Source organism: Erwinia sp. Eh17-17, assembly GCF_039675725.1.
Taxonomy (GTDB): domain Bacteria; phylum Pseudomonadota; class Gammaproteobacteria; order Enterobacterales; family Enterobacteriaceae; genus Erwinia.
Window position 1 is genome coordinate 371,749 of the sequence record NZ_JBDFQT010000004.1, and the last position, 22,397, is coordinate 394,145.

Genomic DNA, 22,397 nt, shown 5'->3' on the forward strand with positions numbered 1-22,397 from the left:
CCCGTTATCCGTTATTCCTTCGCGATGGGCGTTTCGTCGATGGCGACGGTGTCATCCCCCTGGATCTGTTTCACGCGCTGTTCCACTTTCTGCACCGCGCTGGCATCTTTCAGTAACGTGTAGGTCAGCGTGAATTCAGTGCTCTGGCCCGCCTGCAGCTGTTTAACACGCCCCTGCTCTTTCTCAATCGTCACCGGATAGGCGTAGTTGGTGCCTGGTTCAATCCCGGTCACGTAACCCTGCTTCAGGGTGTCGGTATTTTTCCACATAGTCAGCAGCGGAAGCTGGCGGGTATCAAATTCAATCGATGCGCCTTTGTCGCCCTTGCTGTTGATGACCGCTGCGACAGTTTTGCCATTGCTGTCGGCTTTTGGCGTCAGATTAAACACCATCTCATCAAAATCTTTGGTCGGTGCGCCGTAGACATTCCAGCCATCCAGCCCTTTTTTGGCGTAGTCATTAAACGGCGAAACGGATTTCAGCGGAGCAATAAAGCGTGCGTCTTTTTCCAGGATCGGCGTACCGAAGTTGCTGTGATAGATAATCTGGTAGTCGTGCGGATAATCGGCCTGGTTGGTCAGCACATCATGCACGGTGAAGGCATCGGACCCCGGCACGTAACGCAGCTCGGTCCAGGTTTCAAGGTTGGCTTTTTTGAAGGTGGTCTCTTTCAGCAGGCCACGAATGCGGATTTCATGCGGGGCCTTGTCATCGACGATCACTTCAACCTTAGAGGCCGGCGTGTTGCCCGCTTTACCGTGCAGCGTGTAGATCATGCCATCTTTAGTCACCGGGTGACCGGTCCACTCAAAGCCGCAGCGCACCATCATTTCGTTGAAGCCTTCAAGCCAGCCCAGTCCGTTACGGCTTTCCAGATTGATATTAGCCGGGTTAACCACTTCCTTCACCGGGGAATCCCAGCCCAGGCGGACGCCATGCCCCGTCACTTTGAGCAGATCCATGCCGCGCGTCGGGCTGAGGCTGATGGTCAGGCCGTTTTTGCTGGTAATGGTCAGCACTTTGGAACCCTCCTGCTTGCCGCCGTGCAGGACTTTTTGCTCAATGCTGAAGCTTTCACCCGCCAGCTTCAGCTGCTGGCTGCTCACCTGCCAGTTTCCCTTTTCCGTACTGGTTTCAGCATCCGTCAGCAACCAGGTCTGAGCTGCTGCCTGACCGCTGATTACCGCCATCACTACCCCTGCCAGAAGTGTTTTTTTCATGGTTCTTGTCCTGTAGCTGAATTGATTAAGCGTTATGGCAGCACAGACTACAAACCAGAGTGGAATAAAAACGTGATAGCCATCACCGACTGATCTATTAGCATTTTTTACTGGTTTAAACGTGCAGTAGATCACTAAAAAATGCGCTTCACGCTATATTTACATAAAAAAATGTGAGGTATTGGGGGTAAATGTCCGGGGGAATTAAAACGATTCAGCCTGAAAAAAATGCATGCAACAGACCCCATCCACACATCAACGCAGCAGTGACCCGCATGGGGTAAATGCGATCCCGGCGGCGGAGGATTGCATTCAACCTTGTGCTGGCGTTAAGGTGGTCACCCGTTGGAAATAACAAGTGATTAACAGGGTATGAGCTTTTCGGCATTTGGTGAAAAATTTACGCGCCATACAGGTATTTCGCGCCTGATGGAGGATATGGGTGAAGGTTTACGCACTCCCGGCACGGTGATGCTCGGCGGGGGGAATCCCGCACAGATCCCGGCGATGAACGACTATTTCCAGCAGCTATTTCAGCAAATGCATGATGAAGGCAAGCTGGCTGAAGCCCTGTGCAACTATGATGGTCCCCGCGGTAAAACGACGCTGCTGGATTCGCTTTCCACCCTGCTGCGTGAACAGCTGGGCTGGGATATTGCGCCGGAAAATATTGCCCTGACCAACGGCAGCCAGAGTGCCTTTTTCTACCTGTTTAATCTGTACGCCGGTTATCGCGCTGACGGCAGCAAAAAACGCGTGCTGTTCCCGCTGGCGCCTGAATATCTCGGCTACGCCGATGCCGGTCTGGATGAAGATCTGTTCGTTTCAACACGGCCAAATATCGAAATGCTGCCGGAAGGCCAGTTTAAATACCATGTGGACTTCGAACATCTGCATATCGGCGCAGATACCGGCCTGATCTGCGTATCGCGCCCGACCAACCCGACCGGCAATGTGATCACCGATGACGAACTGCTCAAGCTGGATGCGCTGGCGCAGCAGCATGATATTCCGCTGCTCATCGATAACGCCTACGGCGTACCGTTCCCCGGCATTATCTTCAGCGAGGCGCGTCCGCTGTGGAACCCGAATATTATTCTGTGCATGAGCCTGTCGAAACTCGGCCTGCCGGGCGCACGCTGCGGCATCATCATTGCCGATGAAAAAGTCATCTCCGCCGTCAGTAATATGAATGGCATTATCAGCCTGGCTCCCGGCAGCGTTGGCCCGGCCATCGCCAACGAGATGATCCAGCGGGGCGATCTGCTGCGCCTGTCGGAAGAGGTGATTAAGCCGTTCTATCAGCAGCGCGTTACCCAGACGATTGCGGTCATTCGCCGCTATTTATCGCCCGATCGCTGCCTGATCCACAAACCTGAAGGGGCTATTTTCCTCTGGCTGTGGTTTAAAGATCTGCCTGTAACCACCGAAGTGTTATACCAGCGCCTGAAAAAACGCGGCGTGCTGATGGTGCCGGGGCATCTCTTCTTTCCGGGACTGGAGCAGGAGTGGCCGCACACGCATCAGTGCATGCGCATGAATTACGTGCCGGACAGCGACAAGATTGAACAGGGGATCAGAATTCTGGCGGAGGAAGTGGAGCGGGCACACCGGGAAGCGGTGGCATAAAACCAGGGCCGCCAATGGCGGCCCGTTCACAGCGCGGTATTATTTCACGATTTCAATACGGCGCGGTTTGTTTGCTTCAGGCACGATGCGCTCAAGGTCGATATACAGCAGGCCGTTTTCCAGTTTGGCGTCGCGGACGTGGACGTGTTCAGCCAGCTGGAATTTGCGCTCAAAGTTGCGCTCTGCGATCCCCTGATAGAGGTAGGTGCGCTCTGACTGCTCGTCCGGGTGCGACCCGCGTACGCTGAGCAGATTATCGTGCGAGGTGATTTCCAGCTCACTCTCGGCAAAACCCGCTACGGCGATTGTGATACGGTAGCTGTTTTCGGCCACCAGCTCGACGTTATACGGCGGGTAACCACCATTATTGGAGCCCTGGTTCTGGCTGGATTCCAGCAGATTGATCAGTCGGTCAAACCCAATAGATGAGCGGTAAAGTGGGGCAAGGTCGAAGTTACGCATAGTTCAGCTCCTGATAGTCAGCGAGTTACAGTTATTGATGCCGGCCCTCCATGATGGACGGGTCGTCAGCTCAGGAAACACTGCCCTGTCGGCACAGGTTTCACTGAGCGTAATAGTAAAATGGTGATAGATACGATGCTTTCAAGGGGTGAAATTACGATTTTTTCACCCGATCGCATTGAATGTCATAAACTCAGGGATGAGTTCGCCGGGTCAACGTATCAGCTACCGCAGAGTGGCGAGTGTTCGCCTACACACCGGCAATGAGTCTCAGCCAGGCTTGCCATGACGGAAGGGATTATCGAGATGAAAGCATTGAAGAAGTGCCATGTTACCGGATTTATTGTCTGTCTTTCTCTGGTCAGTACCAGCGGATGCTCAAGCCTGATGATGCACAGCGGCCCCAGTAAAGGCTATTACCCCGGCACGCGCGCCAGCGCAAATGTCATAACGGATAAAGACAGTGGCTGGGTAATGAGACCGCTGGCGGCCATTGATCTGCCCTTCTCTGCGGTCATGGATACGCTGTTGATTCCGCTGGACTATTTCCGCGCGGATGATATTGACTCGCCGCGTGAACGGGTGCGCCGCAGCGAGCAGAAAAACAATACCGACGAGATTATGCAGGAAACCATCGCGCCCTACGCCGTTAACGCACCGGCACCGTAAATATCTGACGGTACTCGCCGCAGTCACGTAAATACGCTATCGAAAGCCCGTCGGGCGAGAACACCACCGCGTCTGCGGCGGGGGCAACCTCGCTGCGGGCAGTGAGCCGCCGCAGCGCTCCGCTGGTGACGTCGCAAACGGTGATGCTGTTGTCGCAGACAAACGCCAGTCGTTGACCGTCGGGATGCCAGCTGAAGGCCGACTGAACGCCATGCTGGCTGCGCGTGATCTGCACCGGTTCTCCTCCCTGCGGGGACAGGGTCCACAGCTGTACCACTCCGGCATCATCCTTCATCAGAAAAGCAATGGCGCTGCCATCCGGTGAGCTGCGTAACCAGTGGCGTGGCGTGCTTGCCAGACCGGGGAACCTGCGGTTTGCGGTAAACGTCAGACGCCGCTGCTGCACCCCTTTCGGCGGTGCCGGCAGGCGGTGCTCGCGACCTTCCAGCGGTTCATCGCCGGCTATCGCGAAGGCGGCATTGCTTTCCGGCAGATCGACGATAAACACCTCCGCGACTTTTTCACCGCTGGCCGCCAGGGTATCGCCAATAAAGGCCAGCGCCCACCGCTGACGGCTGCCGTCAGCGCGCAGATAGCCCTGATGCCCCACCCAGCCCTCTTCATATGCACGGTTGATCTCATCACTGCCCGGCTGCGGGCTGGCCGTGGTACGGCTCACCAGCACGCAGTAGTGGCTGCCGTCATATTCACGCGGATGTTGTTTTGGCGGGCACACTGCATGCAGCGGCACCGCTACCCCGACGTTGCGCAGGTCCTGAGCGACATCCCATTCGTGCATCACGTGGTCATTATAGGTAAAGCTCAGGCGAGAGCCGTCCGGGCTGAACACATGCACGTGCGATCCGCCGCGCAGCGCCCCGGCGGTAAAAGGCGGGGTGATATCACAGGCATCCAGATTTTCCGCCACGCCGTGCTGAACGATCACGCCGCGACGGTGGTGGAAATCATATTTCCACTGGCTGTCCGGGTGCTCCGGGCCGTGAATGCAGACATAGCGCGGCGGCAGGTCGGGGCTGACGGTCACCACGCCGACGTGTGCCCCATCCCGCGCCTGATACAGCACTTCCGTCACCCCACTGTGGGCGTTCACCCGCTCAATCGTCAGGCCGGTAAAAGAGGCGCCATTCGGGCGCACGTCATACGCCAGCCACTGGCAGTCGGCGGTCCAGACGTTAATGTTGGTTAACTGGTGATGACGCGGGGCAAAAGTCAGCTGTTTTTCTTTCATGAGCGGGAACCCTTAACACGGTTTTGCTAAGGGTAATGCATTCGGCGGATTTAGGGTATCCGCCGTCTGTCAGGCAGGGCCATAATTACAGGGCAAATTTCTCGATAGCCACGGCCACACCATCTTCATCGTTCGCAGTAGTGATGAACTGTGCAATCGCTTTCACCGCATCGATACCGTTGCCCATCGCCACGCCGGTTCCGGCGAACTCCAGCATGGCCAGATCGTTCTCCTGGTCACCCAACGCCATGACCTCTTCACGTTGCAGACCCAGGCGGTCGGCCAGCACTTTCACTGCGGCCCCTTTGTTCACCTGCTTATTGAGGATCTCCAGGAAGTAAGGGGAGCTTTTCAGAATGGTATTACGCGCCCGCGCTTCCGCAGGAATACGGGCAATGGCCGCATCGAGCAGCGCCGGCTCGTCGATCATCATAACTTTCGGGAAAGTCATAGAGGCGTCCATCTCCTCCACCGGGCGATAACGTAGCGGAATACCGGTCATGCTGGCTTCATGGATAGTAAAACGGCTGATATCTTTGTTCGCGGTGTAGAGGTGGGTCTGAGTCAGCGCCTGGAAATGCACCCCAAGGTCGCGCGCCATCTGCTCATAGTAGAGATAGTCGTCGAAGCTGACAGCCACTTCCGCCACACATTCCCCGGTATCGGCTTTCTGCACCAGCGCACCATTGTTGCTGATGCAGTACTGACCTTCCTGCTGCAGGCCCAGCTCCGCCAGATAGCGCTGTACGCCAACAAACGGACGACCGGTCGCCAGCACCACCGTCACACCTTTGTCGCGTGCTGCCTGGATCGCCTGCTTCACTCGTGGGGTCACTTCGTGCTGCGGGTTGAGCAGCGTGCCGTCCATATCAATCGCAATAAGTTTAATCGCCATACCATCCTCGTTAGCTCACAGTTTGTGACCATGCTAGCGCGATTCAGCTGCCGATGACCAGCCTGATGGCAAAATGAACCGCGCGTTAATAATGGGTAAAGCGGCTGCTATCCAGCGTCATCAACGGCACCCGTTTCGACGTAAAAATACGCACCTGGCGATCGCAGGCCAAAAAAAAGCAGACCCGAAGGTCTGCTGTTCGCTGCGGGGCGAGCGGAAAAGAAAGTCGCCCCTTACAGGTTGAGCGGCCATTAAGCGGCCGCACCGGCGATCAGATATCGATGTTCGCCGCGCGCAGGGCGTTCTCTTCGATAAAGGCGCGGCGAGGTTCTACCGCATCACCCATCAGCGTCGTGAACAGCTGGTCAGCGGCCACGGCGTCTTTGATGGTGACACGCAGCATACGACGGCTCTCCGGGTCCATGGTGGTTTCCCACAGCTGGTCCGGGTTCATCTCGCCCAGACCTTTGTAACGCTGAACGGTCAGACCACGGCGTGACTCTTTCACCAGCCATTCCATCGCCTGCTCAAAGCTGGCAATCGGCTGACGGCGTTCGCCGCGCTCAATAAACGCGTCTTCTTCAATCAGCCCGCGCAGCTTCTCGCCCAGGGCGCACAGCTTACGGTATTCACCGCCGAGCATAAATTCGCTGTCCAGCGGATAGTCGGTGTCCACGCCGTGAGTCTTGATACGCAGCACCGGCTCAAAGATGTGCAGCTCAAGGTTTTCACGTACCAGACCACTGTAGGTGCTGCCGTGCTGATCGTTGTCGTTCAGGTACTTCACCAGCACATCCATCCAGCTCTGCACCGGCGCTTCGGCGGTCAGATCGCTCAGCGTTGGGTTATAAACCAGCGCATTCAGCAGCGCCACCGGATAACGGCGCTCCATACGTTTGATCATCTTACGCGTGCTGTTGAACTCAAACACGAGATCTTCCAGCGGCTTGCCGCCCAGTGCCGGAGCGCTGGCATTAGCATGCAGCGTCGCGCCGTCCAGCGCGATAGCGATCTGGTACTGGTCCATCGCGTCATCATCTTTGATGTATTGTTCCTGCTTGCCCTTCTTCACCTTATACAGCGGTGGCTGTGCAATATACACATGGCCACGCTCGATGATTTCTGGCATCTGACGGTAGAAGAACGTCAGCAGCAGCGTACGGATGTGTGAACCATCCACATCGGCATCGGTCATGATGATAATGCTGTGATAGCGCAGTTTGTCCGGGTTGTACTCGTCACGGCCAATGCCACAGCCGAGTGCGGTAATCAGCGTTGCCACTTCCTGCGAAGCGAGCATCTTGTCGAAGCGCGCTTTTTCCACGTTGAGGATTTTACCTTTCAGCGGCAGGATGGCCTGGTTTTTACGGTTACGCCCCTGTTTGGCAGAGCCGCCCGCAGAGTCCCCTTCCACCAGGTAGATTTCAGACAGAGCCGGGTCGCGTTCCTGACAGTCAGCCAGTTTGCCCGGCAGGCCTGCCAGGTCCAGCGCGCCTTTACGACGGGTCATTTCACGCGCACGACGCGCCGCTTCACGGGCACGGGCTGCATCGATGATTTTACCCACAACGATTTTGGCATCGCCCGGATTTTCCAGCAGGTATTCTGCCAGCAGTTCGTTCATCTGCTGCTCAACCGCCGTTTTCACCTCAGAGGAGACCAGTTTATCTTTAGTCTGTGAGGAGAATTTCGGATCCGGCACTTTAACCGAAACCACAGCAATCAGGCCTTCACGCGCATCGTCACCGGTGGCGCTGACTTTGGCTTTTTTGCTGTAGCCTTCTTTATCCATGTAAGCATTCAGGGTACGGGTCATCGCGGTACGGAAACCGACGAGGTGGGTACCGCCATCACGCTGCGGGATGTTGTTGGTAAAGCAGTAGATGTTTTCCTGGAAACCGTCATTCCACTGCAGCGCCACTTCCACACCAATGCCGTCTTTCTCAGTAGAGAAGTAGAATACATTCGGGTGGATCGGGGTTTTGTTCTTGTTCAGATACTCAACAAACGCCTTGATACCGCCTTCATAGTGGTAGTGGTCGCTTTTACCGTCGCGCTTATCTTCCAGCTTGATAGAGACGCCAGAGTTCAGGAACGACAGCTCACGCAGGCGTTTTGCCAGGATCTCATATTCAAAATCAGTGACATTGGTAAAAGTCTGGTGGCTTGGCCAGAAGCGTACGCGCGTTCCGGTCAGGTCGGTTTCACCGCTGACGCTCAACGGGGCCTGCGGCACGCCGTGAACGTAGGTCTGCTGGTGTACCTTGCCTTCGCGGCGAATGGTCAGTTCCAGTTTTTCCGACAGGGCGTTAACCACGGAAACACCAACGCCGTGCAGGCCGCCAGAGACTTTATAGGAGTTATCATCGAACTTACCGCCTGCGTGCAGCACGGTCATGATCACTTCAGCGGCTGAGATACCTTCTTCTTCATGGATGCCGGTAGGAATACCACGGCCATCATCCACCACAGAAACAGAGTTATCCGCATGAATAGTAACAAGAATATCGGAACAGTGACCGGCGAGCGCTTCGTCAATGGCGTTATCCACGACCTCAAATACCATGTGATGCAGACCGGTGCCGTCATCCGTATCGCCGATATACATACCCGGGCGTTTGCGTACAGCATCAAGCCCTTTCAGAACTTTGATACTGGAGGAGTCATAAGAATTCGACATCAACTTTTCTCGCTCGTTTAATCTTCAGGTTGAACCGCTATTTTACCCTGTTCTACGTTGAACATCTTGCCCTTTTCGTCAGTCATGTCGAAGACATGCTCCGGTGCAATGGCACTGACAAAAACCTGGGCCTGAGTGGCTTTTAAGCGCGCTGCCAGCAGGTGGCGACGCGTTTCGTCCAGCTCAGAGGCAAAATCATCTATCAGATACAGGCAACGTCGCCCGTTCTGTCGGGTGAGAAACTCACCCTGCGCCAGCCTAAGGGCGCACATCAGCAGCTTTAACTGGCCGCGTGACAGCAAATCTTCCACCGGCGTCCCCTCTGCGCGAATACGAAAGTCCGCTTTATGGGGGCCGCTGGCGGTGTAAGTCAGTGCGCGATCGCGTTCAAAATTGCGTTCGAGCAGTTCGGCATAGTCGCTCTCTTTATCCCAGCCGCGCTGATAAGAGAAGCTGAGTTGAAACTCTGGCAGAAACTGCGCGCAGGTGGCGTTAATGTCTGCGGCAATCGCTTCGCTGTAGGCCGCACGCCACAGGCTGATTTGCTCTGCCAGCGGAGCCAGCTCCTGGTCCCAGGCGCGGATCTGCTGATAGCGCGACACCTGGCGCAGCGCCGCATTACGCTGTTTTAACAGGCGCTTGAGGTTGCTCCACGCGTTGAAAAATCCCGGCTCGTTGTGAAAGCAGCCCCAGTCGATATAGGCACGACGGTACTTCGGGCCACCGTTCAGCAGGGTAAACCCTTCCGGGGTAATCAGTTGCATCGGCAGCATCTGCGCCAGCTCGGCCACTTTATGCCCGTCGCTGCCGTCGATGCGCACCTTGCTGTCACCGGCGCGGTTTTTCGTCAAACCGACGGAAACTTCACGCTCGTTGCCGGCAATACGCCCGTGCAGCACAAACGCATCCTGCTCGTGGCGGATCACGCGGCCCGCCTGCAAACTGCGGAACGCCCGGCCGTGCCCCAGGGTGTAAATCGCTTCCAGCACGCTGGTTTTACCGCTGCCGTTGGGCCCCACCAGGAAATTAAATCCGGGTGCCAGCGCCAGGTCCGCGTTTTCAATATTACGGAAGTCTTTAATTAAAAGGCGGGTTAAAGCCATAGCAGACGGAATTCCAATACAGGCGATGGAGCAGCACCCTGTCCTTTCTTAACGACAGGCCAGGGCGTCAACGGTGCAGGCAAGTTAGCCCGATAATTATAATCGCATTGGCATCACAACATAGGCTGCGGACTGGCTTGCTGCATCTTCGATCTGCACGCTGGATACCGAATCGGTCAGCAGCAGACGCACGTTTTCACACTTCAGCGCATTCAGCACATCGAGCACATAGCTGACGTTAAAACCGATTTCGAGATCGGTGCCACCATAGGTGACATCCAGCATCTCTTCCGCTTCTTCCTGCTCCGGGTTGTTCGCCGTGATTTTCAGCTGATTTTCGCTGATATAGAGGCGAACGCCGCGGAACTTCTCGTTAGAAAGGATTGCCGCACGGGAAAATGCCTGCTTCAGCAGGTCGCAGCCTGCATCCAGCGTTTTATCCGGATTCTTCGGCAATACGCGGCGATAATCAGGGAAACGTCCGTCAACCAGCTTCGATGTGAAGATAAAATCACCGACGTGAGCACGAATGTTATTACTGCCGATCTGCACCTGCAACAGCGTCTCGCCGCCGTCCAGCAGGCGTACCAGCTCAATCACGCCTTTACGCGGCACGATCACCGAATGGCTCGGCAGCGGCTGCCCCACCGGCATGGAACAGACCGCCAGGCGGTGCCCGTCCGTCGCCACGGTACGCAGCTCTTCGCCTTCGGTTTCAAACAGCATGCCGTTGAGGTAGTAACGCACGTCCTGATGAGCCATTGAGAACTGCGTGGCTTCAATCAGGCGTTTCAGCGTAGCCTGCGGCAGCGTGAATTCGACTTCGCTCTGCCAGTCATCCAGGTTCGGGAAGTCGCTGGCGGGCAGGGTGGAAAGCGAAAAGCGGCTGCGGCCGGAGCGCACCAGCATTCTTTCACCTTCCAGAATCACCGTGATCTCAGCGCCTTCAGGCAGACCACGGCAGATATCAAAGAATTTGCGCGCGGGCACCGTCGTGGCGCCTGGCTCATGGTCCTGCGTCAGCGCAACGCGGGCGACCATCTCCATTTCCAGATCGGTCCCCGTTAACAGCAGCGTGCCTTCAGTAACCTGCAATAACAGGTTGCCGAGAATGGGCAGCGTCGGACGACCACCTAACGGGCTGCTGACCTGCTGTAATGGCTTGAGTAAATGCTCACGTTCTACAATAAATTTCATAGTCAGGAAGATAATGTTCTGATTAGATTTGAGAAATCTTCTTTAATGTCATGACTCTCTTCACGCAGCTGCTCGATTTTACGGCAGGCATGTAGCACGGTAGTGTGGTCACGACCCCCGAAAGCATCACCGATTTCCGGCAGACTGTGGTTGGTCAGTTCCTTGGCCATCGCCATCGCCATCTGGCGCGGACGGGCAACCGAGCGGGAACGTCGCTTCGACAGCAGATCGGCGACTTTGATTTTATAATATTCAGCGACCGTCTTCTGAATATTATCAATGGTGACCAGCTTCTCCTGCAGTGCCAGCAGATCGCGCAGTGCTTCGCGCACAAAATCGATGGTGATGGCACGACCGGTAAAGTTGGCATTGGCGATCACGCGGTTCAATGCGCCTTCCAGTTCACGCACGTTAGAACGCAGACGCTTGGCAATAAAGAACGCCACTTCACCCGGCAGGCGGATGTCATTTTCATCGGCTTTCTTCATCAGGATCGCGACGCGGGTTTCCAGTTCCGGCGGCTCGATCGCCACCGTCAGGCCCCAGCCGAAGCGCGATTTCAGACGATCTTCCACCCCGTTGATCTCTTTCGGATAGCGATCCGAGGTCAAAATGATCTGCTGATTACCTTCCAGCAGCGCATTAAAGGTGTGGAAAAACTCTTCCTGAGAACGCTCTTTATTGGCAAAGAACTGAATGTCATCGATCAGCAGCGCATCGACCGAGCGGTAGTAGCGCTTAAACTCTTCGATAGCGTTGTTCTGCAGTGCCTTAACCATGTCCTGGACAAAACGCTCTGAGTGCATATACACCACTTTCGCGTTTGGCTTGCGCGCCATGATCCCGTTACCCACCGCATGCAGCAGGTGCGTTTTCCCCAGGCCAGTGCCGCCATACAGGAACAGTGGGTTATACGCTCCGCCTGGGTTATCTGCCACCTGACGCGCCGCCGCGCGTGCCAGCTGGTTCGATTTACCCTCAACGAAGTTGTCAAAGTTATGTTTGGTGTTCACATTCGAGCGGTAGGACAGCTCCGCCGGAGCGGGCATGTTGTCCCAGCTTGGGCGCATGGGCGCAGGCCGGGTAATGATGCCTGGCGCGCTGGCATGTGCGCTGGCCATCACCGGCTGGCTGATGGTCTGCGCGACCGGCTTGCTGCCCACTTCAAAACGCAATAACGGTACATTTGCCCCGCAAAAATCATTAAGCAGGGCATTGATATTATTCAGGTATTTATCCCGAACCCAATCGAGTACAAAACGGTTTGGTGCATACAAGGCCAGCGTATTGTCATTGAGTTCAGCCTGTAAGGGGCGTATCCACATGCTGAATTCTGTGGCAGGTAGCTCATCCTGCAGGCGGGCAAGACACTGTTGCCAAAGCGTTAGTGACACGGCGGACTCCACTCGAAAAAAATTCGATAAGATATAAAAGGCGCTGAAGCGATAATTTCATCATTGTTGACGCATGCCGATGAGCCACATGCGAACCGCTATCCACGGTTACTCCGCCCGTCCCCGGCATCATCGTATGCTTTCGGAGGAGGATCCGACCCGGAGGATCGTTAGCGGAAGGGCGGATCATAGCGTAAAGCGCAGCAGAGATCTTCACTTTCTACACAGTTTTGATCCAATTTATCCACAGGCATGTACAGCGGGGATAAGTTTACGCCACCCGGAGCAAAAGGCATTCAGGATCGTCTGCATTCGTTGAAATTTAATGGCGCCGTCACGTTATTGCCGCAAATACAATGTAACGGGATCGCAAGAAGATCCTGGACGATCCTTGCGCTTTTTAACGGACACCGTATAATTTGTGCCCCGGCGTGTGGCGCCATAGCCCTTTTGGCTGAACCAGTGAGTCACTACGGGCAATCAAGGCGCGCTTTTCACGCGAAGTAAATTGACTCTGGACTGTACAATTATTACAATCCCGCCTCTTTATTAAAGACACACTGAGGCGTCGGTCGTTTTTTCGGGCCAGTTAACGCGTCACCAAGTGAAATTTTTCAAGTTTAGGTAGAAATCGCCATGAAACGCACTTTTCAACCGTCCGTACTGAAGCGCAACCGTTCACATGGTTTCCGTGCTCGTATGGCAAATAAAAATGGTCGTCAGGTTCTGGCACGTCGTCGTGCTAAAGGCCGTTCTCGTCTGACCGTTTCTAAGTAACAAAAGCTAACCGCTGAGTGGTTAAGCTCGCATTTCCCAGGGAGTTACGTTTGTTAACTCCCACTCATTTCACTTTCGTCTTCCAGCAGCCACAACGGGCTGGCACGCCGCAAATTACTATTCTCGGCCGCCTGAACGCGCTGGGGCATCCCCGCATCGGTCTTACCGTCGCTAAAAAACATGTTAAACGTGCCCACGAACGTAACCGGATCAAGCGATTGACCCGCGAAAGCTTTCGTCTGCGTCAGCATGAATTGCCCGCGATGGATTTTGTGATCGTAGCGAAAAAGGGTGTTGCCGATCTGGATAATAAGGCACTGACGGAAGCGTTGGAGAAATTATGGCGTCGCCATTGTCGCCTGGCTCGCGGGTCCTGATCGCGCTGATTCGCGTCTATCAACGCGTAATCAGTCCGCTGTTAGGACCCCACTGCCGTTTCCATCCCACCTGTTCGCAATACGGTATTGAGGCATTGCGCAGGTTTGGGGTGGTAAAAGGGAGTTGGTTGACGATGAAACGCATATTAAAATGCCACCCCTTAAACCCGGGTGGCGACGATCCGGTGCCGCCACATAACCATTGATCCCAGAGAACATTAACGATGGATTCGCAACGCAATCTTTTCCTCATCGCTTTTCTGTTCGTGTCCTTTATGATCTGGCAAGCCTGGCAGACGGACCACGCTCCGCAGCCATTGCAGACCCAGACCACACAGAACACGAACAGCGCTGCCGGTGATGCCGCAAACCAGGGTGTCCCTGCCAGCGGACAGGGCAAAACGATCACCGTTAAGACTGATGTCCTGTCTTTGAACATCAATACTCGCGGTGGCGATATTGATCAGGCGCTATTGCTGACTTACCCGGACTCACTGGGTTCTGACAAGCCTTTCCAGCTGTTGGAAACCACGCCAGGCTTCCTGTATCAGGCACAAAGTGGCCTGACCGGTCGTAATGGCCCGGACAACCCGGCGAACGGCGCACGTCCTCTGTATACCGCAGGCCAGGATCACTTCGAGCTGGCAGATGGCCAGAGCGAACTGCGTATCCCGCTGACCTTTACGGCTGAGAACGGCGCGACCTACACCAAGACCTTCGTGCTGAAGCGCGGTGAATACGCCATTAACGTCGACTATCAGATCAACAACGCCTCTCAGCAGCCGCTGGAAGTGTCTATGTTTGGTCAGCTGAAGCAGTCGATTGAACTGCCTAAGCATCGCGATACCGGCAGCAGCAACTTTGCGCTGCACACTTTCCGTGGCGCGGCTTACTCCAGCAGTGAGACCAACTACGAGAAGTATAAATTCGACAAAATCAGCGAAAACGAAAACCTGAGCACCACTACCACCAACGGTTGGGTGGCGATGATGCAGCAGTATTTCGCGACCGCATGGGTGCCACAGACGGCGGGCAGCAACACGCTGTACACCAGCAATCTGGGTAACGGTATTGCTGCGGTTGGCTTCAAGTCGGCTCCGGTCACCATTGCACCCGGCTCGCAGCAGCAGCTGGCAGCCACCCTGTGGGTTGGCCCGGAAATTCAGGACAAGATGGCGGCCGTTGCCCCACATCTGGACCTGACCGTGGATTACGGCTGGCTGTGGTTTATCTCTCAGCCGCTGTTCAAACTGCTGAAGTTCCTGCACACCTTTATCGGTAACTGGGGCTTCTCGATTATCGTTATCACCTTTATCGTTCGTGGCATCATGTACCCGCTGACTAAAGCGCAGTACACCTCCATGGCGAAAATGCGCATGCTGCAGCCGAAGATTCAGGCGATGCGTGAGCGTTTAGGTGACGATAAGCAGAAGATGAGTCAGGAGATGATGGCGCTGTATAAGGCGGAGAAAGTGAACCCGCTGGGCGGCTGTCTGCCACTGGTTATCCAGATGCCAATCTTCCTGGCCCTGTACTACATGCTGATGGGCTCCGTGGAACTGCGTCACGCGCCGTTCGCACTGTGGATCCATGACCTGGCAGCACAGGACCCGTACTACATCCTGCCGATCCTGATGGGTATCACGATGTTCTTCATTCAGAAGATGTCGCCAACCACCGTGACCGACCCGATGCAGCAGAAGATCATGACCTTTATGCCGGTCATCTTCACCGTGTTCTTCCTGTGGTTCCCTTCTGGTCTGGTGCTGTACTACATCGTCAGTAACCTGGTGACCATCCTCCAGCAGCAGCTGATTTATCGCGGCCTGGAAAAGCGTGGTCTGCACAGCCGCGACAAGAAAAAAGCGTAACTCGTTTGATGTTGCGGGCTGACCGAAACAGAAGGTCAGCCCCTACCATGTAGGGGTCGCCCCGTGCTAACAGTACGTACAACGCTTACACTAAGGCGGTCATCATGACCGCCTTTTTTTTTCCAAAAAAGAGAATTCAACATGAGCCATAGCGATACTATCGTCGCGCAGGCGACGCCTCCTGGCCGCGGCGGTGTCGGCATTCTGCGTATTTCCGGCAGCAAAGCTGCCGACGTCGCGCAGCTGCTGCTGGGTAAACTTCCCAAACCCCGTTACGCCGACTATCTGCCGTTCCGTGATGCTGACGGCAGCACGCTCGATCAGGGTATCGCACTGTGGTTCCCTGGTCCGAACTCGTTTACCGGTGAAGACGTGCTGGAATTGCAGGGTCACGGCGGCCCGGTGATCCTCGACCTGCTGCTAAAACGTATTGTCGCGCTGCCCGGTCTGCGCATTGCCAATCCGGGGGAGTTTTCTGAGCGCGCCTTCCTCAATGACAAACTGGATCTGGCACAGGCGGAGGCGATTGCCGACCTGATTGATGCCAGCTCCGAGCAGGCAGCACGCTCAGCGGTGAACTCGCTGCAGGGGGTTTTCTCCGCCCGCGTGAATCATCTGGTGGAAGCACTTACTCACCTGCGAATCTACGTAGAAGCGGCTATCGACTTCCCGGATGAAGAGATCGACTTCCTGTCCGATGGCAAAATCGAGGCTCAGCTGCACCAGGTGATTGCCGATCTTGACGGCGTACGCGCCGAAGCGCGTCAGGGCAGTCTACTGCGCGAAGGGATGAAGGTGGTGATCGCCGGGCGTCCTAATGCCGGTAAATCCAGCCTGCTGAACGCGCTGGCCGGGCGTGAGGCCGCGATTGTCACCGATATCGCCGGCACCACGCGCGACGTCCTGCGTGAACATATTCATATTGACGGGATGCCGCTGCACATTATTGATACCGCCGGGCTGCGTGAAGCGGGCGATGAAGTTGAGCGTATCGGTATCGAACGTGCATGGAATGAGATTGAACAGGCGGACAGAGTGCTGTTTATGGTGGACGGGACCACCACCGGCGCCACCGAACCTGCGGCGATCTGGCCGGACTTTATTGCCCGCCTGCCGCAAACCCTGCCGATCACCGTGGTACGTAATAAAGCGGATAAAACTGGCGAGACGCTCGGTCTGACCGAAGTAAATGGTCACTCACTTATTCGCCTGTCGGCACGCACCGGAGACGGCATTGATGTGCTGCGCGATCATCTGAAACAGAGCATGGGCTTCTCCGGCAATATGGAAGGTGGCTTTCTGGCGCGTCGCCGCCACCTGCAGGCGCTGGAGTTGGCAGCCACTCACTTACAGCAGGGTAAAGATCAGCTGCTGGGCGCATGGGCGGGTGAACTACTGGCGGAAGAACTGCGTCTGGCGCAGCAGTCACTGAGTGAAATTACCGGAGAATTCAGCTCGGACGATCTGTTAGGGCGTATTTTCTCCAGTTTCTGCATTGGGAAATAATTCCCTTCCTGAAAAGCTCAATTGAACCAGCAATCCGCCAGTAAACAGTGACAATAGTCCGAAAATGCCCCTGGGAATGGAATCCCAGGTGAAATTTGATAAGAATATTCTTACAATAGTAGTGATGATTATCCGACCATTTTCACGGAGCGACAGATGGCAAGTCATTTTGCACGTTGGGCCCTTGCCCAGACCCGAACCCGGATACACCGACTTCCCCTGCAGATCGTCGAGCACGCCAACAGATTTTCCGAAAAGCGCCGTACCCGTTATCTGGCTGCCCGCACCCTGCTCGCAGAACTGATGCTGCGCGTATACGGGATGCCAACGCTGCCCGAAGTGATCACCACCGCCAGCGGACGCCCCTGCTTTGCTGACCCTGACCTCCCTGATTTCAGCTTTGCCTATGCCGGTAGCATGGTCGGCGTGGTGTTAGCCGAAGAAGGAGGCCGCGCCGGGCTGGATATGGAGATCATTCGTGCGCACAGTCGCCAGACGCTGGAACATCATTTCGAGTGTCTGTCTTCAGCAGAGAAAGCATGGATTAACGCACAAAATGATGCTGTCGAAGCCTCAACCCAGATCTGGACGCTGCGCCAGAGTATTCTCAAGCTAACGGGGGAAGGGGCTGACGGAATGAACTCGCTACAGCTGCACCCGGCATCAGGCCGTCTGCGCTCGGTGAGCTGGCCAGATATTCAGGCACTGTGCGACGTTGAGCCTTTGCTGGTCTGGTCCTGTGCGCTGTCGCCGGGCACTGACAGACTGCGCTTGTGGGAATACAACGGTGATGATGGATGGGAGTCACTCGGGGATTTTAATGTCCATGCCCACAATCTGGGGCCACGAACGTTACGTCTCACCAGCCTGCCAGCAGAAAAAACGCAGTATTACTCCTGAACGGATAATACGGGTGGCGTTACCACCACCCGGCAGCGGAATTAATGCGCGTCAACAAACGCAATTTTCAGTACGAACAACAGCGCAACCACCACGACACACGGGCTGATTTCACGCCAGCGTCCGGTACCCAGCTTCATCACGCAGTAAGAAATGAAGCCCAGCGCGATCCCTTCAGTAATTGAGAAACTGAACGGCATCATTGCCGCAGTGACAAACGCCGGAACTGCTTCGGTCAGATCATCCCACTTCACGCGAGACAGGCTGGACGTCATCAGCACGCCGACATAGATCAGCGCGCCTGCGGCTGCATACGCCGGAACCATGCCCGCCAGAGGCGACAGGAACATCACCAGCAGGAACAGGACACCCGTCACTACCGCCATCAGGCCAGTACGCCCGCCAACGGACACGCCAGACGAACTTTCGATGTAGGCGGTCACGGAAGAGGTGCCGATAAAGGAACCGGCAACGGAGCTGATGCTGTCAACGTAAAGCGCCTGCTTCATCCGCGGGAATTTGCCCTTCTCGTCGGTCAGACCGGCTTTATCCGTCACGCCGATTAACGTCCCGGAGGAGTCAAACAGGTTCACCAGCATAAAGGAGAAGATAATCCCGGCCATCCCGATATTCAGTGAATCCTTCAGGTTAACCTGCCCCAGTACGGAGGTCACCGCAGGAGGCGCCGAGAAGATGCCGGTGTATTTCACATCACCAATCGCCAGGCCAATCCCGGTCGTGACGACAATCGATACCAGCACCGCCGCATGAATATTGCGTGAGGCCAGGATAGCGATAATAAAGAAGCCTAACGCCCCCAGCAGCACACTGTGCGAGGTGAGGTTACCCACGGTCACCAGCGTCGCTTCATTGGCGACAATGATGCCTGCATTTTTCAGCCCCATCATGGCGATAAACAAGCCAATACCGGCGGTGATGCCCACGCGCAGGCTGAGCGGAATATTGGCAATCATCCAGTAACGCACGCGGAAAATGGTCAGCAGCAGCAGGCCTACCGCGCCCCAGAAGATAGCCCCCATCCCGATCTGCCAGGAAATCCCCATCGCGCCGACCACCACAAAGGCGAAGAAGGCGTTCAGGCCCATGGCCGGTGCCAGTGCCACCGGCAGGTTTGCCACCAGCCCCATCAGAATACTGCCAAAGGCAGCAATCAGGCAGGTGGTGACAAACACCGCCTGCGTATCCATACCCGCCACGCCCAGGATTTGCGGGTTAACAAAAACGATATAGACCATCGTCAGGAAGGTGGTGAAACCAGCAATCACCTCAGTACGGACGGTGGTACCATGCTCCTGCAATTTAAAAATCCGTTGTAACAGACCGGGATTCGTCATTATGTGTTTCCAGAACGGAGAAAAAGTTGTCGGCGGTTATCCTACCCCAAAATTCAGATTTTGGGATATTGATCACCCGGTTTTTTCGCAACCGATTGCGCTGTTTTTACCGACATATCACTACCGCTAACAGTCACTGACACGATTCTCTCTGAAAAACGGGGCCCTGAACTGTCAATGGTCGAAATCTCTCCCGGCTTCACGTTACTATCCACACTCAGCCCATGCAGACTTAAAGGAAGCAGGATGTCAGTAGCGTGCATTTTTTTCGATTGTGACGGAACACTGGTGGACAGTGAAATGCTCTGTACCCAGGCTTACGTCAATACGTTTGCGGAGTTTGGTGCCACATTGTCGTTGCAGGAGATGTTCGAGAAGTACAAAGGGGTCAAACTGTACGACATCATTTCTGATGTTTGCCAGCAGCACGGGATCGCTGTCCCGGTTGACGTGCTGGAACCCGCGTATCGCCGGGAAGTCGCACGTCTGTTTGAGCGGGAGCTCAAACCCATCGCCGGTGCAAAGGCATTACTGGAAAAAGTCAGCGTACCGATGTGCGTTGTCTCTAACGGTACCGTGCCCAAAATGCAGCATTCACTCGGTCTGACGGAGATGCTGCCCTTCTTCGGCGATCGTCTGTACAGCGGCTACGACATCGGGCACTGGAAGCCCGAACCTGAACTCCTGCATCACGCTGCAGTGCAGATGGGTGTCCCCGTTGAGCGCTGTATCCTTGTGGATGATTCTGAAGCGGGTGCCATGGCCGGTATCGCTGCCGGTATCCCGGTCTTCTATTACTGCGTGGATGCTCATAACCCGACCATCGACCATCCGCTGGTCACCGTATTTAACGATATGGCGCAACTGCCTGAGCTGTGGCGTGATAAAGGCTGGCAGTTAACACGGCGATAAAACGGAACGATTCATCGGGCCAGACATGCCTGACCCCTGCGATGGGATAAGCGGACCGATCCCGGGTTGGGCATGGCGCCCAACCCGCCTGTGTTTAGCCAATCGCGCCCAGCACGTCCTCATTGCCCTGCTTTTTCGGCAGCAGGAACAGCGTCGCAAGAATATCCAGCAGGTAAATCAGTGCCAGTATTGTAATCGCGGCAGCAAAAGACCACTGGCTGACCAGCAGGCCAATCACCAGCGGGCCAAAACCGCCCACACCACGACCGAGGTTAAACAGAACGTTCTGCGCAGTAGCCCGCACTTTTACCGGGTAGGTGTCTGAGATCAGGGCACCGTAGCCGCCAATCATCCCGTTAACAAACATTCCCATCAGTGCGCCGGTGAACAGCATGATGGTCGGATCGCGCAGCTGGGCATAGACCACTACCATCACCACGGCACCCACCTGGTAGATAAGGAATATTTTCCAGCGCGCAAAGCGATCCGCCAGCAGGCCAAACAGCCAGATGCCGAACGTCATCCCCACGACCGTGACCGCCGTCCACATTCCGGATTTGGTCAGCGAGAAACCGAAGTTGGAAGAGAGGTAGCTCGGCATCCAGATCATCAGGCCGTAATAGCCGAAATTCTGCACCGAACAGAGGATGAAGATGCCAATACTGGCTTTGGTGGTTGCCGCGTCGGCAAACAGCAGCTTAATGCGCGCACGAAACGACAGCCCCTGGTTGACGTCCACATGTTCGGTAAACGCTTCCGGTTCGCCCATCCCGCGGCGGATGGCGAACGACGCCAGCGCGGGCAGCAATCCGACAAGAAACATGCCGCGCCAGCCGATGATATTCAGCAGGAAAGGGGTGATAAACGCGGCCAGCAGTACGCCCAGCTGCCAGCCCATGCCGACCCACGCCGACGCACGGTTGCGCTTGTTGGCAGGCCATGCTTCCGCAATCAGCGCCATGCCAATGCCGAACTCACCGCCCAGCCCCATGCCGGCGAGCGTGCGGTAAGCCAGTAAATCCCAGTACCCCTGCGCCACGGCACACAGTCCGGTAAATACCGAGAACATCAGAATGGTGAAGGTCAGTACGCGAATACGCCCGAGACGGTCACTGATATGACCGAAAATAATACCGCCCAGTACGGCACCAATTAATGTCCAGGTGACCAGAGAACCGGCCTGCGAGGGGCTGAGTGCCAGAGACAGGCTGATGGCCGGCAGCATAAAGCCGAGGATCAACAGATCAAAGCCGTCCATCGCATAGCCGCTGACCGCAGCGACCATCGCTTTACCAGGCGTGACGCTACGCCTGTCCGGTGGGGAAGTTGACATGGTTTTCTGACCTTTTTCATTGGAATTTGGCCGCAAGTATAAGTAGGAGCGGGGGCGGTATCCAGACGAAAAAGTGATGGGAGGGCAGTAAGGCGTGCCGGGGGATGGCACGCCTGAGCAGAAACTACGCCGGGTTATTGCTGCCCGTATCGTCGCCGGTCAGCAGCTTATCCAGCTGATCGCCGCCCACATGGCGGAAATCCTGACCTTTCACGAAGTAGAAGATAATTTCGCAGATGTTCTGGCAGCGGTCACCAATACGTTCGATGGCGCGGGCGCAGAACAGGGCGGTCAGCACGCTTGGGATCGTGCGCGGGTCTTCCATCATATAGGTCATCAGCTGACGCACAATGCCCTCGTACTCCTGGTCAACCTTCTTGTCTTCACGGTAGATTTCAATCGCCGCATTCAGGTCCATACGTGCGAAGGCATCCAGCACGTCGTGCAGCATCTGAATGGTGTGATGGCCCATTGATTCCAGGCTCACCAGCAGCGGCTGATGCTGCTGGGTAAACTTCTCCAGTGCGGTACGGCAAATCTTCTCGGCCACATCACCAATGCGTTCCAGCTCGGAGATGGTCTTGATGATGGCCATCACCAGACGCAGGTCGCTGGCAGTCGGCTGACGTTTGGCGATGATGCGCACACAGGCTTCATCAATCTCCACTTCCATCATGTTGACCTTGTGATCCCCTTCGATCACCTTGTTCGCCAGCTCGCCGTCCTGGTTGTGCATCGCCATGATGGCGTCCGTTAACTGCTGCTCAACCATCCCGCCCATGGTCATCACCTGGGTACGGATGTGCTCCAGCTCGGCGTTGAACTGGCCGGAGATATGTTTATTCAGATTCAGGCTATCCATTTTATT

Annotated in this window: 20 protein-coding genes; 9 read left to right on the top strand and 11 right to left on the bottom strand. The window is 55.6% G+C overall.

All coding sequences use genetic code 11. The annotated features are described in order from the left end of the window. Positions 1–11 precede the first annotated feature (11 nt). The gene (locus ABEH87_RS14145) at positions 12–1,220 is read right to left on the bottom strand and encodes an aldose 1-epimerase family protein (protein ID WP_346577035.1); all 1,209 of its coding nucleotides are present in this window, start codon (positions 1,218–1,220) and stop codon (positions 12–14) included. 372 nt (positions 1,221–1,592) lie between these two features. Here ABEH87_RS14145 and ABEH87_RS14150 point away from each other — a divergent pair, with 372 nt between their 5' ends. Next, positions 1,593–2,849, top strand: coding sequence for a valine--pyruvate transaminase (locus ABEH87_RS14150; protein WP_346577037.1), 1,257 nt, complete (start codon positions 1,593–1,595; stop codon positions 2,847–2,849). A gap of 39 nt (positions 2,850–2,888) precedes the next feature. Here the strand turns inward: ABEH87_RS14150 and ibpA are convergent, their stop codons facing one another. Then, on the bottom strand, positions 2,889–3,311 hold the full coding sequence (ibpA, locus tag ABEH87_RS14155) for a small heat shock chaperone IbpA (RefSeq protein ID WP_346577039.1): 423 nt from the start codon (positions 3,309–3,311) through the stop codon (positions 2,889–2,891). 306 nt (positions 3,312–3,617) lie between these two features. On the opposite strand from ibpA, the gene ABEH87_RS14160 reads away from it, so the two are divergent. Further along, a complete protein-coding gene (locus ABEH87_RS14160) occupies positions 3,618–3,980 on the top strand; it encodes a YceK/YidQ family lipoprotein (protein WP_346577041.1) in 363 nt (120 codons plus the stop codon). Here the strand turns inward: ABEH87_RS14160 and ABEH87_RS14165 are convergent. From ABEH87_RS14165 to dnaA, 6 genes are all read right to left on the bottom strand, one after another. Continuing rightward, entirely contained in the window at positions 3,961–5,229 is a 1,269-nt protein-coding gene (locus ABEH87_RS14165) for a DUF3748 domain-containing protein (protein WP_346577043.1), read from the bottom strand. The two genes, ABEH87_RS14160 and ABEH87_RS14165, sit on opposite strands and share 20 nt — an antisense overlap. Positions 5,230–5,314: 85 nt before the next feature. Next, a complete protein-coding gene (gene yidA, locus ABEH87_RS14170; RefSeq protein WP_346577044.1) occupies positions 5,315–6,124 on the bottom strand; it encodes a sugar-phosphatase in 810 nt (269 codons plus the stop codon). A gap of 271 nt (positions 6,125–6,395) precedes the next feature. After that, positions 6,396–8,804: a DNA topoisomerase (ATP-hydrolyzing) subunit B gene (gene gyrB / locus ABEH87_RS14175; RefSeq protein ID WP_346577046.1), complete on the bottom strand. Its 2,409-nt coding sequence runs from the start codon at positions 8,802–8,804 to the stop codon at positions 6,396–6,398. A 17-nt stretch (positions 8,805–8,821) separates the two neighbouring features. Further along, positions 8,822–9,907, bottom strand: a complete 1,086-nt coding sequence (gene recF / locus ABEH87_RS14180; RefSeq protein WP_346577048.1) for a DNA replication/repair protein RecF — start codon at positions 9,905–9,907, stop codon at positions 8,822–8,824. Between the two features lie 96 nt (positions 9,908–10,003). Further along, on the bottom strand, positions 10,004–11,104 hold the full coding sequence (gene dnaN, locus ABEH87_RS14185; RefSeq protein ID WP_346577049.1) for a DNA polymerase III subunit beta: 1,101 nt from the start codon (positions 11,102–11,104) through the stop codon (positions 10,004–10,006). A gap of 2 nt (positions 11,105–11,106) precedes the next feature. After that, entirely contained in the window at positions 11,107–12,498 is a 1,392-nt protein-coding gene (gene dnaA / locus ABEH87_RS14190) for a chromosomal replication initiator protein DnaA (protein WP_346577051.1), read from the bottom strand. A 636-nt stretch (positions 12,499–13,134) separates the two neighbouring features. On the opposite strand from dnaA, the gene rpmH reads away from it, so the two are divergent. The 6 genes from rpmH (at position 13,135) to ABEH87_RS14220 (ending at position 17,929) form a co-directional block, all read left to right on the top strand. Continuing rightward, entirely contained in the window at positions 13,135–13,275 is a 141-nt protein-coding gene (rpmH, locus tag ABEH87_RS14195) for a 50S ribosomal protein L34 (RefSeq protein ID WP_003023858.1), read from the top strand. 17 nt (positions 13,276–13,292) lie between these two features. Then, complete coding sequence (gene rnpA / locus ABEH87_RS14200) at positions 13,293–13,652, top strand: ribonuclease P protein component (protein WP_062744083.1); 360 nt, start codon at positions 13,293–13,295, stop codon at positions 13,650–13,652. After that, positions 13,616–13,858: a membrane protein insertion efficiency factor YidD gene (gene yidD, locus ABEH87_RS14205; protein WP_191935249.1), complete on the top strand. Its 243-nt coding sequence runs from the start codon at positions 13,616–13,618 to the stop codon at positions 13,856–13,858. Before rnpA ends, yidD begins: the two co-directional genes overlap by 37 nt. 18 nt (positions 13,859–13,876) lie before the next feature. Further along, positions 13,877–15,523: a membrane protein insertase YidC gene (yidC, locus tag ABEH87_RS14210; protein ID WP_346577054.1), complete on the top strand. Its 1,647-nt coding sequence runs from the start codon at positions 13,877–13,879 to the stop codon at positions 15,521–15,523. A 141-nt stretch (positions 15,524–15,664) separates the two neighbouring features. Beyond that, positions 15,665–17,029 (top strand): tRNA uridine-5-carboxymethylaminomethyl(34) synthesis GTPase MnmE, encoded by a 1,365-nt coding sequence (gene mnmE / locus ABEH87_RS14215; RefSeq protein WP_346577056.1) that lies wholly within the window; start codon positions 15,665–15,667, stop codon positions 17,027–17,029. Between the two features lie 156 nt (positions 17,030–17,185). After that, a complete protein-coding gene (locus tag ABEH87_RS14220; protein WP_346577058.1) occupies positions 17,186–17,929 on the top strand; it encodes a 4'-phosphopantetheinyl transferase superfamily protein in 744 nt (247 codons plus the stop codon). Positions 17,930–17,970: 41 nt separating this feature from the next. Here ABEH87_RS14220 and ABEH87_RS14225 read toward each other — a convergent pair whose 3' ends face one another. Then, the gene (locus ABEH87_RS14225; RefSeq protein ID WP_346577060.1) at positions 17,971–19,284 is read right to left on the bottom strand and encodes an NCS2 family permease; all 1,314 of its coding nucleotides are present in this window, start codon (positions 19,282–19,284) and stop codon (positions 17,971–17,973) included. A gap of 246 nt (positions 19,285–19,530) precedes the next feature. Between ABEH87_RS14225 and yieH the strand changes: the two genes are divergently transcribed. Then, complete coding sequence (gene yieH, locus ABEH87_RS14230; RefSeq protein ID WP_346577062.1) at positions 19,531–20,196, top strand: 6-phosphogluconate phosphatase; 666 nt, start codon at positions 19,531–19,533, stop codon at positions 20,194–20,196. A gap of 94 nt (positions 20,197–20,290) precedes the next feature. Here yieH and ABEH87_RS14235 read toward each other — a convergent pair whose 3' ends face one another. Both ABEH87_RS14235 and phoU read right to left on the bottom strand, forming a co-directional pair. After that, a complete protein-coding gene (locus tag ABEH87_RS14235) occupies positions 20,291–21,529 on the bottom strand; it encodes an MFS transporter (RefSeq protein WP_346577064.1) in 1,239 nt (412 codons plus the stop codon). A gap of 124 nt (positions 21,530–21,653) precedes the next feature. Then, the gene (phoU, locus tag ABEH87_RS14240) at positions 21,654–22,391 is read right to left on the bottom strand and encodes a phosphate signaling complex protein PhoU (protein ID WP_346577066.1); all 738 of its coding nucleotides are present in this window, start codon (positions 22,389–22,391) and stop codon (positions 21,654–21,656) included. Positions 22,392–22,397 lie beyond the last annotated feature (6 nt).

Bases quoted from the DNA above. Each gene is read 5' to 3' on its own strand.
- ABEH87_RS14145 (WP_346577035.1), bottom strand. From the start codon at position 1,220: ATGAAAAAAACACTTCTGGCAGGGGTAGTGATGGCGGTAATCAGCGGT.
- ABEH87_RS14150 (WP_346577037.1), top strand. From the start codon at position 1,593: ATGAGCTTTTCGGCATTTGGTGAAAAATTTACGCGCCATACAGGTATT.
- ibpA (WP_346577039.1), bottom strand. From the start codon at position 3,311: ATGCGTAACTTCGACCTTGCCCCACTTTACCGCTCATCTATTGGGTTT.
- ABEH87_RS14160 (WP_346577041.1), top strand. From the start codon at position 3,618: ATGAAAGCATTGAAGAAGTGCCATGTTACCGGATTTATTGTCTGTCTT.
- ABEH87_RS14165 (WP_346577043.1), bottom strand. From the start codon at position 5,229: ATGAAAGAAAAACAGCTGACTTTTGCCCCGCGTCATCACCAGTTAACC.
- yidA (WP_346577044.1), bottom strand. From the start codon at position 6,124: ATGGCGATTAAACTTATTGCGATTGATATGGACGGCACGCTGCTCAAC.
- gyrB (WP_346577046.1), bottom strand. From the start codon at position 8,804: ATGTCGAATTCTTATGACTCCTCCAGTATCAAAGTTCTGAAAGGGCTT.
- recF (WP_346577048.1), bottom strand. From the start codon at position 9,907: ATGGCTTTAACCCGCCTTTTAATTAAAGACTTCCGTAATATTGAAAAC.
- dnaN (WP_346577049.1), bottom strand. From the start codon at position 11,104: ATGAAATTTATTGTAGAACGTGAGCATTTACTCAAGCCATTACAGCAG.
- rpmH (WP_003023858.1), top strand. From the start codon at position 13,135: ATGAAACGCACTTTTCAACCGTCCGTACTGAAGCGCAACCGTTCACAT.
- yidD (WP_191935249.1), top strand. From the start codon at position 13,616: ATGGCGTCGCCATTGTCGCCTGGCTCGCGGGTCCTGATCGCGCTGATT.
- yidC (WP_346577054.1), top strand. From the start codon at position 13,877: ATGGATTCGCAACGCAATCTTTTCCTCATCGCTTTTCTGTTCGTGTCC.
- mnmE (WP_346577056.1), top strand. From the start codon at position 15,665: ATGAGCCATAGCGATACTATCGTCGCGCAGGCGACGCCTCCTGGCCGC.
- ABEH87_RS14220 (WP_346577058.1), top strand. From the start codon at position 17,186: ATGGCAAGTCATTTTGCACGTTGGGCCCTTGCCCAGACCCGAACCCGG.
- ABEH87_RS14225 (WP_346577060.1), bottom strand. From the start codon at position 19,284: ATGACGAATCCCGGTCTGTTACAACGGATTTTTAAATTGCAGGAGCAT.
- yieH (WP_346577062.1), top strand. From the start codon at position 19,531: ATGTCAGTAGCGTGCATTTTTTTCGATTGTGACGGAACACTGGTGGAC.
- ABEH87_RS14235 (WP_346577064.1), bottom strand. From the start codon at position 21,529: ATGTCAACTTCCCCACCGGACAGGCGTAGCGTCACGCCTGGTAAAGCG.
- phoU (WP_346577066.1), bottom strand. From the start codon at position 22,391: ATGGATAGCCTGAATCTGAATAAACATATCTCCGGCCAGTTCAACGCC.